The following is a 13,404-nucleotide window of genomic DNA, read 5'->3' on the forward strand; positions in this document are numbered from 1 at the left end:
ACATGTTGACAACCTCGCCCGCGGTGAGCGGGGAGCCGGTCCGCGGGCCGCGGCTACGGCCGAATCTGCGCCAGTCCGCCGTGTGGTTCGCGCTGGCGGCTGCGGTGCTCGTCGCGGTGGCAGTCGCGCCGTCGGTGGTGGGCCTCGGGAACTGGCCCGTTCTCCTGCGCCAGGCCGCCCCGCTGGGGTTGCTCGCGCTCGGGCAGACCGTGTTGATCCTCGGTCGGGGCTTCGACCTGTCTGTCGGCGGCGTGGTGGGTTTCGTCAACGTGCTCGCCGCCGGTGCGCTCGCGCGTGAGGGCGGGACGCTCAGCGTCGTGCTCGCGTGTCTCGCTGTCGGCGTGGTCATCGGAGCGGTGAACGGCAGCATGGTCGCCTGGGGGCGCGTCTCGCCGCTGGTGGCGACACTCGGCACCGGCTTCGTGCTCACCGGCGCGATGCTCATCTACACCGGTGGCGCACCCACTGGAGATGTCCCGGCGGGTATCCGCGGCCTCTCCAGCGGCCGTTTCCTCGGTCTGTCGTGGGGCACGTACCTCTGGATCGCGGCGAGCCTCGCCGTCGGCCTGCTATTGCGCTTCAGCTGGCCGGGACGCTGGGTCTACGCCGCCGGCAGCAACCCGGATGCGGCCCGGCTAGCCGGTGTGCGGGTGCCCTGGGTCCAGTTCGGCTCCTACATCCTGTCCAGCCTCTGCGCCGTACTCGGCGGCCTCCTCGTGGCCGGTTTCGTCGGCACGGGCACGCTGGGCGCCGGTCAGGAGTTGATGATGGGCTCCCTCGCCGCGACGGTGGTCGGCGGGACGCTCCTCGCCGGCGGCAAGGGCGGGGTCTCCGGCACCGTTGGCGGCGCGATCCTGCTCACCGTCCTCTCCGCCTTGCTGACCGGCGTGGGCATGGGCAAGGCCGGCAACCTGCTCACCCAGGGCATCGTGATCCTCGCTGCCGCGGCGCTCTTCCGGCAACGGCGCGTGAGCACATGACCGTCTCTCGTCTCCAATCTCCGCTCACCACAAGGAGTCCCATGAAGAATCAGTCTCGCCGAACGTTTCTGCGGTGCCTGGCCGCATTCACCGTGGGGGCGCTGCTTCTCACCGGTTGCTCGAACGAATCCGACGCAGCGGGCGGCGGCGCCGTCGATGAGCAGGCACTGGCGCTGTTCAAGGACATGACCCCGGCCAGCGACGCCAAGGAGGTGGACACCTCACCGTACAAGAGCGACAAGGGCAAGCTGACCATCGGCTACGTCGACTTCGGTCTGGTCAACAGCTGGCGTGTGCAGGCGCTTGGGTCGGCGAAGCAGATGGCAGAGCAGCTGGGCGCCGAACTCATCGTCACCGACGCCGGTGGCGACGCGACCAAGCAGATCTCCGACGCGGAGGACACCCTCGCCCGCGGAGTCGACGCGCTGCTCATCTCGCCCGTCTCGCCCGAGGCGGTCGTACCCGTGGTGGAGCGGGCGCACGACGCCGGCATTCCCGTCATCGTCTGGGGCTCGGACGCCAACACCGACAAGTACACCGCAAAGGTTGTCGCCGACGACCGGTTCTTTGGTGAGGCTGGCGCAAAGAAGCTCGTCGAGGACCTCGGCGGCAAGGGCAAGGTCATCATGCTGCGCGGCATCGCCGGAAACAGCGTGGAAACGGCGCGATACGAGGGTGCCGTGTCGGCCTTCAAGGGCACGGACATCGAGATCGTCGGTGAGGAGTACGGCGACTGGGCCTTCGACAAGGGCAAGTCGGTGACCGAGAATCTGCTCGCCGCGCACCCGCAGATCGACGGTGTCTGGTCCTCCGGTGCCGCGATGACCCGCGGCGCGGTCCAGGCCTTCCAGGAGGCGAACCGGCCACTGGTCCCAATGAGCGGTGAAAACCTCAACGGGTTTCTGAAGATGGCCGCGCAGTTGGACCTCAAGACCGGCGCGCCGCAGTTCCCCACCTGGCAGGCGCCGGAGGCGGTCAAGCTCGCCGTGCGCGCGCTACGCGGTCTGCCCATCCAGAACTCGTACCTGTTGAAGCCGCCGCCGGTGACCGACCCGAAGGCCGCGGTTGTCGAGGACGTCTCCGACGACTACTGGGTGGAGTCCTACCTCAAGCGCGAGCAGATCGTCGAGATCTTCCCCAACAACTGACACGGAGGTAGTGGGATGTCGGCGTCGCCGGTACTCGCGGTCGAAGGCATAGCCAAACGCTTTGGATCGACACAGGCCCTGGCCGACGTGTCGGTCAGCGTCACCGCGGGACAGGTTCTCGCTCTCGTGGGCGAGAACGGCGCGGGAAAGTCTACCCTCGTCAAGATCATGAGTGGCGTGGTACGGCCGGACAGCGGCCGAATCATGCTCGACGGTCGCGAGGTGTCCTTCCCCGACGCGCGATCCGCCGCCGACGCCGGCATCCACCTCGTGCACCAGGAACTCGCGCTGTTGCGAGACCGCTCCGTCACCGAAAACGTGTTCCTGGGCCAGGAGCTGCGAAGTGGCCTCGGTCTCCTCGACTGGCGGGCGATGAAGGAGCGGACCCGCAAGGCGCTTGCCGAACTGGGAGTCGCCCACGTGGACGTGAGCACCCCGGTACGGGAACTGTCCACCGCGCACCAGCAGATGACCGAGATCGCACGGGCACTGGTACGACAAAGCCGCCTCGTCATCATGGACGAGCCCACGGCGGCGCTCTCGCCAGAGGAGTCCGTGCAGCTTTTCACGGTGATCCGTCGGATGGCCGCACAGGGGATGGCCTTCATCTACATCAGTCACCGACTCGATGAGGTGCTCGACATCGCCGACACGGTGTCGGTGCTCAAGGACGGCCGTCACGTGGCGACCCAGCCGTCAACGTCCATGACGGTCGACGCCACGATCTCACTGATGGTCGGCCGCAAGGTGGAAGACCTGTTCCCACGGCCGATCCCGAACACGCACGCCACGGACACGGCGCTGGTCCGGATACGCGAGCTGGTCGACCCACCCGCCGTCACCCACGCATCATTCGACCTACATGCCGGCGAGATCGTCGGCCTCTATGGCCTGGATGGACACGGCCAGGACGAGGTCCTCGCCTGCCTGGCCGGCCAGCGGCGCCCAGCGGCCGGCACGCTCACGATCTCCGGCCAGCAACGCCCATGGCGGGATACAGCGCGCGCCGTCGCAGAGGGCTTCGGCTACGTGCCCGAGGACCGCAAGAACGAAGGGCTCCTACTCGACTTCTCCTCCATCGACAACATCACCCTGCCGCTCCTGCCCACCCTCAGCCGTGCGGGTGCCGTCGACGGCGCGCGGGCGACCGCAGTCGCCACGACCGCCGCCGCCGACGCCGGGGTACGCGGAGACATCCACCGCCCTGTCGCCGCGCTATCCGGCGGCAATCAACAGAAGGTGGCACTGGCCCGGTGGATCGCAGCCGGATCCCGCGTCTTGCTGCTCAACCAACCGACCCGCGGCGTTGACGTTGGCTCAAGATCCGAGATCTACCACCTGATCCGCAGGCTCTGCGCCGAGCAGGGCATCGCCGCGCTCGTCGCCTCCCGTGAGATCACCGAGCTTCAGGGGCTGTGCGACCGAATCCTGGTGATGTCGAACGGTCGGCTGGTGGCAGAACACGACAGGACAGCCAGCGAGGAAACGATCCTCGCGAGCGCAGTAGGAGGCTCAGCGTGAAAACGGCGGAACACATCCGGCGCTTCCCCGCATGGCTGCGCGCCGTCGACCCAATGGCCATGCCCGCCCTGGCCTTTGTCGTCGTCCTGATCCTGATCGGCGTCTCCACCAGCGACAGCTTCCTGTCACCATTCAACATCTCCAACGTCCTCGTCCAAGTGACGCCCCTGCTGCTTATCGCACTCGGGCAGAGCTTCGCAGTCGGATCCGGAGGGCTCGACCTTTCGGTCGGCTCAACGGCCAGCGTCGCCGCAGTGGTGGCCGCCACCCTGTTCGCGCCGCTCGGTGCACCGGCCGCGATCGTGATCGCGCTGCTCTGCGGCCTTGCCGTGGGCCTGGCCAACGGGCTCGCGATCGCCTGGGGGCTAGAGCCCTTCCTGGTCACACTGGCCACTCTCTCGGCTGCGCAAGGACTCGCGCTGCTGATCCGGCCCACCCCGGGCGGCGTGGTGCCCACGTGGTTCACCGAGATCGCACAGTTTTGGGGCACGATTCCAAAGGTGCTCCCCATCGTGCTGATCATCGCCGTCCTCAGCGCGATCTTCCTGCGCCGGAGCCGGACCGGATCCGACATTCTCGCCGTCGGCGGTGACGCCGCCGTCGCCCGACTGCTCGGCGTCAGGGTCGAACGCACGCTCATCAAGACCTATGTCATCGTCGCGCTGTTCGCCGCGCTCGCAGGGCTGTTCCTCGTCGCCCGCACGCGGACCGGTGACCCTATGATTGGTAGCCGTTTCGCCCTCGATTCCCTCGCCGCGGTAGTCGTCGGCGGTACCATCCTCGGCGGCGGCCGCATCACCATAATCGGTACAATTTTCGGTGCCTTCGCTCTTGGGTTGCTCCCCAACGTCCTCAACCTCGTTGGCGTGCCGACCTTCTACCAGACCCCGGTCAAGGGAGGACTGCTTATCGCAGCGATCCTGCTACCGAGCATCATCTCGCGGGTCGTCGCCGCGCGCAGAAGGCAAGCAGTGACCCGTACCCTGCAGCCCGCGTCGGCCGCCCCTGCGGCGTAACGACGCCGGCATATAGCCAGCCCATCGGTTCATGCCCACTTGGACTGATCGCTCTACGACCTGACAAGCGCACCGGTGCGATGCGGGCGGCATCGCCCGACTCGGTAAACAGTGCTCTATGGCACCGTAACGGTATGGACCATTTGCCGGGTGGGAGCCCGGCTTGACCCCCGGGCCGAGCCCGACTCCCCCGCTGTTGGTCCGCTCGCGGTCGTGACGACGGCGACGACCTGCCGAACCAACCGGCTGTCGTCAAGCAGCCGGAGCGTGCTCGCCGCCAAATCGGCTCGCGCGGGTGAACCGGCCGGCGGCATGACCCTCGACCATCGTGTAGTCCGTGACCGCCGGAAGTTCGTACGGGCCGGACGGGCGGACAAGGGTCCAGTCCAGGCCGCTCGCCCGGACCAGGGCTTCCATGCGCCGCATGTCGCCGTAGAGCGCCTTGCCGACCACCCGGGTCATGGAGGGCTGGACGCGGTTGAACAGGAATCCGGCGTCCGGGTAGTGCACGGGCTCGACCGCGCTCGAACTGACGACCGCGGGCTGGCGCACGCCGTGCCGCTGCATGGCGGCGACGATGTGAGCGTGCCCTCGGAGTATGTCGTAATCGGCCGTCGGCTGTAGGGCACGCCGAGCACCGACAGCACGGCATCGCTGCCGACGACCACCGCGTCGACGGCTCTCGCGTCGTTGATGCCCAGGTCACGCGCGACCTGAGTCCCCCACGATTTCGGTGACCACCGTGATGGGCAGACCGACGTCGGCCAGCGCCGCGCGTAACTCATGCCGAGCCGGCGCGAGGTTCGGACAGTCCCTCTGGTGTGCGATCTGCTGCCGCGGTCATCACAGCCCACCGAACAAACGGCCCGGGTGGCATCCCGCGTCGCCGACTGGTCGGCACGGCTCTACCCGTACCTGACTGAACCTTTCAGTCAGGGGAAGGTCAAGGCGCGACGAGAGACGCCAGATGCGGATCGGGAACTTGCTTGATGCCGGAGATATGCGCCGGCCGCGTTGACCGGTGTACATCTGGTCTGGCTCGCCGTCGCGGTGGCGGATCCACGCCGCGTAGTGCCTGGGTCAGATCGGGATGACCGGGCCGCCGCCGGCGATGCCGCCATACAGGCCGGGCTGGCCGGTCAGGACGCTGCAACCGAGGTCGATCGCGGCGAGCACCGCGGTGGCGGCGTCGACCCTGCCGACCGTGTCGAGGGTGACTGCGAGGGCCTCCCAGCTGTCCGGATCGGGCGAGAGGATCTCGGCGATCGGGTGGTTGACGAGCAGCTGCAGACGGTCTGTGTCGATGACCACCCGGGCGGCTTCGGCCACGCACAGTACAGGCAGCCCGAACACGCAGTTCTCTTCGTCGGCGACCTCGGCGATCACCTCACCGACGTCGATCGACCCTCGGGTGAAGGCGATGATCGCCGAGGCGTCGAGGACGACCCGGACAGCCGGTTCGGTCACGCGGCGCGGGCCGGCAGGCCAAGCTGCTCGCGAGCCTGGGCGTCGAGCTCCGCCGTCCACCGCTCCCGGGCCTCGTCCAGGCGGCGGCGCGCGCGAGCCTTCCCCTCGTCGGAGACGACGATGCCGGCGGCGGCGAGGATCTCCTCGCTGCGGGCGCCGGTGTTGGGGCTCCTGTCGGCCATGCCCGCAGGATACCCCGTGGTAGGTGCGGGAGTCACCAGCACGCCGCCGACGCTGCTGCCGGGGCGCTGGGGCTACTGGTGCTTTTGGGGCTATTGGTGCTGGTGGGCAGACCCCACCTCTCACGCGAGCCGCGTCAGGCTACCAGCGCATGTGACAGTGCCAGCTTGGGAATCGGATTGATCCACACGGTGCGTAGCGGTGAGGCGGGGTCGCTCTGTACGCACGGTGTCGAGCGTGAAGACCAAGCCGCTGCTGCCCCGTCGTGACCCTTGCATAGGGCACGGATCGGGCACGCGGTCGTCCCCGTCTGTTAATCACCGCCGGCGGTTCCGCCTTGCAGTTCGGATCGCCCATACGTTGGCAAGAAGGCAACCGCCAGCAAGTCCCAAGAGGAGCGCCCCGCCTGCACCGACGAACCCGGTAAACCCGGCGAGGACCGCCCCAACGATGGCGGTCAATCCCGAGATCGTTGCGAACGCGGACGGGATCGCCTGACCGCCGAGCCACCGGCGGATCCCGATGACGATCAGTGACGAGCCGACCGCCAGGCCAACCAACAGGCACAACGCTGCATACGCTACGTGGTTGGAGGCTGCTGCCACCGTGACGTCGGCCGCGACCACCGCCAGACCAACCAGGAAAGAGAAGGGCGCCGCGCCCTTTGGCCATGCACGGTCGTCGCGATACTCAATCTCCGTCTCAGTCGCGGGCGCATCGTGCCTGCCTAGCCATCGCGTAGTCCAGCGGGCTAAATGGTGGTGAGCTAGGGTCCACGCCGCATGGGGGCACGATCCGCCCAGCGGCCGCGATCATCGCGCTTCACAATAGGGCTCGACCTGTTCGGTGTGAACGAGGGCACGGGCCACCGGCGAGTGCCATCCGCTGCGGTTCTGCACCCGTGAGTGTGGCCTCTGTACGAACCTCGATGGGGCCTTGGGACCCTTGAAGGCGAGAGAATCGACCTATGGGTCGCCAACAAGCTAGCGGGCAAGGATCCCAGCACCTTTCCTCAAGTCTTGGCTGATGAGAGTTCCAGGGCCATTCGACGCCTTCGTGGCGAGCGCCCAATAAGCATCCGATGCCCTCTTGCGCTACAGAGCAGAGGCTTCTCCGCTGCCGTTGTTCGTCTCCTGCCGCCCGCTGCTGGTCGTTTCGATGCTTCCTCGCTGCCTATCCCCGCTTGGAGGCCGGCCGACACGGGTCGCCCACCGTCGCCGCGGCCGCATTTAGCACGGCCCGGAGTGGGGCATATGGAAAACCGTCGCCCGTGCCGGAATCCGGCCCTAGCCGCGTACTGTAAAAGGGTTCGCCGTCGCGGTCGGCGTCGTCCTGGTAGGCCCAGAGGTTGCCGGCCTCGTCCCGCTGCCAGATGACGTTCTCACCACGGAAGTCGACGCGTTCGAGCCAGTCAGCGCCGCACGGCCAGTAGCCGTCCCACTGCGGAGGACGTAATGCGGTGTATGCCTCGTCGACGGCGGCGACAGCCTGGTCCACGTCGTCATCGTCAAAGACGGCAGCGAACCGGCACAGCAGGGCCAACGGAGCCCCCGGGTGCTGCAGCTGCGGATCCCGCGCGACGATCGCCCGGCAGATCAGGTCGAGTTCGGACCAGCGCAACGCATGCGGGTGCCAGTGTGCAAGGTCGTCCCATCCGAGCTCGGCTGGCTCGGCCAAGTCAGGGGTGGTGATGCCCAGGCTGTAGGAGTCGGCGGAGGCGTCGATGCTCAGTACGACGTGGTGGCCATCGCCGACCTCGAAGGCCACGTCGAGCGACGAGTCGGCGGAGTCTTCATCCTCATCCGCATCGTCGTCATCGTCGTCCAGCAAGCCTTCGAGATCACCAAGCCGATCCGCCCCGGGTCCCTCCTCGTGAGCGAAGGTGTACCGCGCCCAGAACACCGGATCATGCAGTGACTCTTGCAACACTGATGGAATCGCCACCAAGAGCACTATAGAGACCACACCAGCGGCATCCCGAACGAGGTCAGCGGCGCGGTGGGCCTTCCTGACGTGACACTGTCAGCTTGAACATTGCCGGCAGCCGGCCGGATCGCACGGGTGTTCGACTAGGCTGCCCACGGTGCGGCTGCGCGGTCGCTGGTGCAACGGGTCCCGGGGTCGCCTGGCCCGGAGGATATCTGGCTGTTCTCCGACGGCCATCTGTGGCGGGTCCGTGGCCGCCTCGGTGGTGGCGGGGGGGTTTCCTGCGCAGCCTCGGGCGCCAGCTTAGAAAGCCAGTTCATCTGACGCCGGAGAACAGCCCGCACCACCCCTTGATTATCTACTCGCCCATAGACGACGAGTTCATCCCCACCACTTGACGGAAATAGGCTGAGCGGCCGTGCCGCAAGCACCCGCGGGCCGCGCGCCGCCGGGGCATGCTGCCGACCGATCGCTATTCGAAGGTGAGCTTGCTGCTGCGGCGCGGCATCAGCAACAGCGCGCCCAAGGCGAGGATCGCTATCACGACGAGCGCGATGAAGACGTAATGGGTCGCGTCGTACAGCGCTGTGCGGAGGTACGCGGCGGCCTCCGCCGGGACGGGCCCGCTGTGCCCGCCGGGCACGAGACTTGTCGCGTCCAGGTGCTCAGGTACGGCACCCGCTGGCTCGGGCGGGTGGCTGAGACGGTTGGCGAGGGTGGCGTTGGCGATCGCGCCGCAGACGCCGGCGCCGATCGCCCCGCCGAGTGACCGGCTGAACATGTTCGCCCCGGTGACAACCCCGCGGCGGTCCCACTCGACCACCGACTGCACGGACACGAGGATGGGGCTGCTGGTCAGGCCGAGTCCGACGCCGATGACGAAGGCCGCGCCGGCGACGGCCCACACGGCCGAGTCCGACCGGAGCATGGTGGTCAGCGCGGTGCCGCTGATCACGACGACGCTGCCGATGAGGGCGGTGTCGCGGAATCCGATCCGGAGGTAGATACGCCCTGCGGTGCCGGCGGCCAGTGGCCAGCCGATGGCCATGGCGGCGAGGGCGAACCCGGCGACCGTCGCGTCGGCGCCGAGCACGCCTTCGGCGTAGGTGGGCAGGTAGGAGTTCAGTCCGGCGCTGAGCGCCCCGACGCACATCGCGACGAGGCTCGCCGCGGCGAGGGCACGGCGGCTGAACACCCACAATGGCAGCACGGGGTCGGCGGCGCGTCGTTCTACGACGATGAACGCGCCGAGCGTGGCGGCGCCGACCGCGAGGATCGTCAGGCTCTGGGGCGATGCCCAGGGCCAGGTCACGCCGCCTTGGAGCAGGCCGAGGATGAGCAGTCCGAATCCGACGGCGAGCAGGCTGGCCCCGGCGTAGTCGACGCGGTGCCGGCGGCGGGTGACGCGTTCGGTGAAGTGGCGGGCGAGCATCCATGCCGCGATCGCGCCGAGCGGCACGTTGAGGTAGAAGATCCACCGCCAGGACAGGTATTGGGAGAGGGCTCCGCCGAGCAGCGGGCCGAGTACGGCGGATGTTCCCCAGACGGCGGCCAGGTAGCCCTGGACGCGGGCGCGCTCGGCGACGGTGTAGAGGTCACCGATGATGGTCATGCCCATCGGCTGGACCGCGCCGGCCCCGATGCCTTGCAGGGCGCGGGCGACGATGAGTGCGGGCATGCTCCATGCGGCGCCGCACAGGATGGAGCCGAGCAGGAACAGGGTGATGCCGACGAACATCACCGGTTTGCGTCCCAGTGAGTCGGCGAACTTGCTGTAGATCGGTACGGTCACCGCCTGGGTGAGCAGGTAGATCGAGAACAGCCACGGGAACTGTGCGAAGCCGCCGACGTCGCGGACGATCGACGGCACTGCGGTGGCGATGATCGTGGTGTCCAGCGCGACCAGGCTTGTGCTGAGCATGACCGCGGCGAGTACGGGGCCGCGTTCGGAGCGCAACCCGACGCTCTTCGTAGTCGGGCGGTCATCCGCGGGTTCGGTGCCGCTGCCGGCCGCGGATGTCGCCACCATGCAAGCCATCCCTCTCGTGGTGCGTCGCCGAGTTCACCCTGCTCGGCGACGCGTCTCTCCCCCGGTGTCCGCCGGATCCGTCATTTGATCTTCAGGTCATACACCTTAAGCGCGTTCTCGCGCATCAGCTTGGCCTCCGACTCCGGGCGCAGGCCCCACGCGGCGATCTCCTCCCGGGCGCGGGCGTGCGGGATGACCGGGAAGTCGGTGCCGAACATGACCTTGTCGGCGCCCCAGCCGTTGATGTACGTCACCAGCTTCGGGTCGAGGTACTTGGGGGCGTATGCGTCGATGCCGATGTACACGTTGGGGTGCTTGTACGAGACGGCGATCATCTCCTCGGTCCAGGGCCAGCCGACGTGGATGCCGATGATCTTCAGTTCGGGGAAGTGGCAGGCGAGGGTGTCGAGCAGGATGGGCCGGCCGACCGACGGCAGCGGGTGGTCGTGGCTGTAGCGCAGGCAGTGCCCGACCTGCATCTGGACGGGCACGCCGAGTTCGGCGCACTTGGCGTAGAAGGGGTAGTAGCGCGCGTGGTCGGGTGCGAGTTCGAACCAGTGCGGGTAGATGTGGGCGCCGACCATGCCGTACTCGGTGACCATCCGCTCGAGTTCGCGTACTCCCTTCATGCCCTCGTAGGGGTCGATGCCGACGAGCCCACTAAAGCGGTCCGGGTGGGCCTGGACCAGGTCGACGATCGTCATCGGGTCCAGCCGCCAGGACTCGGAGAGCCCGTCGCGGCCCATCTTGGGGGCGATCATCAGTGCGTGCTCGACGTTCGCCGCGTCGAGTGCGGCGAGGTGCTGCTCGATGGTGAGGCCGCGCAGCGTGGTCTCCGAGGCGTTGACCTTGCCGCCGAGGAACTGCCGGTTCCAGGCGGGCCGCGAGGCGACCACCTCGGGGGTGAACAGGTTGCAGACGATGTCGATGGCGGCGGTGCTCATGCGGACTCCTGTCGTTCGTCGACGAACCGGCGGGGCTTCATCCGCTCGTCGGCGGGGAAGAGGGCGTCGAGGGTGGTGACCTCGATCGTGGGTGTGACCCGGGTGGCGAGCTTGACGGCGGACGACACCTGCTCGGTGACGGCCGGCTCGGTGGCGGGCGCCAGCGCCACCTGCACGACCAGGTCGTCGCCGGAGAGCGGGTCGGCCGGGTCGCTGCGGCGGACGAGCGCGCGGTGGTCGGCGACGCCGGGCACCGCGGCCACGGTCGTCTCAAGCACGGTGGTGTCCACGAGCTGGCCCTTGATCTTCAGCGAGCCGCCGGAGCGCCCGTGGTGCGCCACCACGCGCCCGCCGAGCCGGCCGCAGTGCGGGCACGGGCCGTGGTCGACCTCGACGCGGTCGCCGAGCAGGTAGCGGATCAGGACGGTGCCGTGCCGGTCGAGGTGGGTCATCGTGAACGCGCCCGGGGTTCCGGGCGGCACGGGCCGGCCGTGCTCGTCGACCGCGTCGAGGTGCAGCAGTTCGGGAACGGGATTGTGGAACCCGGCGCCGGGCACGCACTCGACGAGGCCGTACTGCAGTTCGGAGGCGCCGAGGCTGTTGGAGACCACGACGTGCGGGGCGCCGACGGAGGCGAGCAGGTCGGTCAGCTGCGCCGCCATCGGCGCGGTGGTGGCCTCGCCGCTGAGGGCGAGCATCCGCACGTGCGGCAGGGTGCCGCCGAGGCGGGCGACCTCGTCGACGACGCGGCGCACGTAGCTCGGCACGCCCCACAGCACGGTCGGCCGGGTCCGGATGAGCAGGTCCGCCACCTCACGCAGGCGCCGGGTGACGTCGAACCAGGGGCTCGCGCCGCTCATCCCGCACACGACGGTGGCGCCGAGGACCGCGGCGGCGTGGTTCGCCCGGGTCCACGCGCCGTGTGGCTGCGGGGTGAGCGGGTAGAGGTTGGCGATCCGGTCGTCGCCGCGCATCCCGCGGATGGCGGCCATGCGGACCTGCGCGGCCAGGATCGCGTGGAAGTCGTAGGCCGACTGGTAGATCGGCGCGGGCGCGGAGGTCGATCCGGACGTGTACGCGATGTCCCACAGCTGCCGCTCCGGTGACCCGTCGGGCTGCAGGCGGAACCGCTGCGGGGCCGCCGTGAACATCGACTTGGTGGTCAGCGGCAGCAGCGGCAGGTCCTCGACGCCCCGCACCGCCCGGGGGTCGACGTCGTGCTCGGCCCAGAGTTCGCGGTAGTACGGGTGACTCGCGGCCGCCCGGGCGAGCATGGTCCGCAGCGCGCGGTCCTGGACGTCGCGCAGCCGTGCCGGGTCGGCGCCCGGTGCTACGACGTCGTCAGCGAGCGCCACCGGTCACGCTCCCCGAATGCTCGGCGACGAACCGTTCGATCAGGTCGGCGCAGACCTGCGGCTTGCGGACCGGGATCTGGCCGATGCAGTCCGGCACCACCTCGTATGGCAGTCCGAGCTGCTCGGCGGCGCGCCGGGTGCCTTCCTCCAGGAACTCGCCGTCGGCGGCCACGCACAACACGGGGCAGGTGAGGCCGGCGAGCGGGGTGATGGGGTCGTATTCGAACGCCGAGTGGTAGGCCCAGTTGTAGCGGTCGAGCGCGCCGAGCATCGTCCACACCGCACGCTGGCGGGTCTGCAGGTCGCAGCCGCGCCACAGGTCCTGATACCGCTGCCACGCCGACAGGAGATGGGTGGCCTCCTCGGTGACGGGCTCGTCAGGTGCCCAGTTCTGCCGGCGGTCGCGCTGCTGTTCGGGCGTGTAGGTGGCGATGCCGAGCAGCACCAGGCCGGACACGAGGTCGGGCGCCTGGTGCGCGGCCTCGATGGCGATGCTGGCGCCGGTGTGTGATCCGACGAGCACCGCGGGGCCGTCGAGTGAGCGGAGCAGTTCGACGACCGGCTTGGCGTAGCCCGGGATGTCGAGCCGCTCGGGCGGGGCGTCGGACATGCCGTAGCCCAGCGTGTCCGGCGCCAGGACCCGCGCCCAGGGGGCGAGCAGCGGCAGCACGTCGTCGTAGACGAAGGAGGAGAGCGGGCTCTCGTGCAGCAGCACGACGTGCGGACCGTGGTCGCCGGCGACGCGGGCGTGGATCTGCCCGGAGGAGGTCTGGAGGTAGGTGCGGTGCGGCATGGGTGCGTGCCTTTCCAAGATGGGTACGACAGCACGCCACGCGCC

At 68.8% G+C, this 13,404-nt stretch carries 12 protein-coding genes; 4 read left to right on the forward strand and 8 right to left on the reverse strand.

Annotation, left to right across the window (positions count from 1 at the left end):
* Window positions 1–2: 2 nt before the first annotated feature.
* The 4 genes from EV376_RS23820 (at window position 3) to EV376_RS23835 (ending at window position 4,665) form a co-directional block, all read left to right on the forward strand.
* Window positions 3–980, forward strand: a complete 978-nt coding sequence (locus EV376_RS23820) for an ABC transporter permease (RefSeq protein ID WP_486482921.1) — start codon at window positions 3–5, stop codon at window positions 978–980.
* 92 nt (window positions 981–1,072) lie between these two features.
* Complete coding sequence (locus EV376_RS23825; protein ID WP_165438091.1) at window positions 1,073–2,128, forward strand: ABC transporter substrate-binding protein; 1,056 nt, start codon at window positions 1,073–1,075, stop codon at window positions 2,126–2,128.
* 15 nt (window positions 2,129–2,143) lie between these two features.
* Window positions 2,144–3,649 (forward strand): sugar ABC transporter ATP-binding protein, encoded by a 1,506-nt coding sequence (locus EV376_RS23830; protein ID WP_130326744.1) that lies wholly within the window; start codon window positions 2,144–2,146, stop codon window positions 3,647–3,649.
* Entirely contained in the window at window positions 3,646–4,665 is a 1,020-nt protein-coding gene (locus EV376_RS23835; protein WP_130326746.1) for an ABC transporter permease, read from the forward strand. Before EV376_RS23830 ends, EV376_RS23835 begins: the two co-directional genes overlap by 4 nt.
* A gap of 252 nt (window positions 4,666–4,917) precedes the next feature.
* Here EV376_RS23835 and EV376_RS30555 read toward each other — a convergent pair whose 3' ends face one another.
* The 8 genes from EV376_RS30555 to EV376_RS23875 all read right to left on the reverse strand — a co-directional run bounded on the left by EV376_RS30555 (window position 4,918) and on the right by EV376_RS23875 (window position 13,359).
* A complete protein-coding gene (locus tag EV376_RS30555) occupies window positions 4,918–5,265 on the reverse strand; it encodes an NAD(P)H-binding protein (RefSeq protein ID WP_486482922.1) in 348 nt (115 codons plus the stop codon).
* A 480-nt stretch (window positions 5,266–5,745) separates the two neighbouring features.
* Window positions 5,746–6,132 carry a hypothetical protein gene (locus EV376_RS23845; protein ID WP_130326748.1) on the reverse strand — a complete coding sequence of 129 codons (387 nt, stop codon included), beginning with the start codon at window positions 6,130–6,132 and terminating at the stop codon, window positions 5,746–5,748.
* Window positions 6,129–6,314, reverse strand: a complete 186-nt coding sequence (locus EV376_RS23850) for a hypothetical protein (RefSeq protein ID WP_046566800.1) — start codon at window positions 6,312–6,314, stop codon at window positions 6,129–6,131. The genes EV376_RS23845 and EV376_RS23850 overlap by 4 nt, the downstream gene beginning before the upstream one ends.
* Before the next feature lie 1,171 nt (window positions 6,315–7,485).
* On the reverse strand, window positions 7,486–8,256 hold the full coding sequence (locus EV376_RS23855) for a hypothetical protein (protein WP_130326750.1): 771 nt from the start codon (window positions 8,254–8,256) through the stop codon (window positions 7,486–7,488).
* A gap of 454 nt (window positions 8,257–8,710) precedes the next feature.
* Window positions 8,711–10,267: an MDR family MFS transporter gene (locus tag EV376_RS23860; protein WP_130326752.1), complete on the reverse strand. Its 1,557-nt coding sequence runs from the start codon at window positions 10,265–10,267 to the stop codon at window positions 8,711–8,713.
* 80 nt (window positions 10,268–10,347) lie between these two features.
* Window positions 10,348–11,211, reverse strand: a complete 864-nt coding sequence (locus EV376_RS23865) for an amidohydrolase family protein (RefSeq protein ID WP_130326754.1) — start codon at window positions 11,209–11,211, stop codon at window positions 10,348–10,350.
* On the reverse strand, window positions 11,208–12,566 hold the full coding sequence (locus tag EV376_RS23870; protein WP_130326756.1) for an AMP-binding protein: 1,359 nt from the start codon (window positions 12,564–12,566) through the stop codon (window positions 11,208–11,210). The genes EV376_RS23865 and EV376_RS23870 overlap by 4 nt, the downstream gene beginning before the upstream one ends.
* Window positions 12,553–13,359, reverse strand: a complete 807-nt coding sequence (locus EV376_RS23875) for an alpha/beta fold hydrolase (RefSeq protein ID WP_130326758.1) — start codon at window positions 13,357–13,359, stop codon at window positions 12,553–12,555. The genes EV376_RS23870 and EV376_RS23875 overlap by 14 nt, the downstream gene beginning before the upstream one ends.
* Window positions 13,360–13,404 lie beyond the last annotated feature (45 nt).

This window comes from Micromonospora sp. CNZ295, assembly GCF_004217535.1.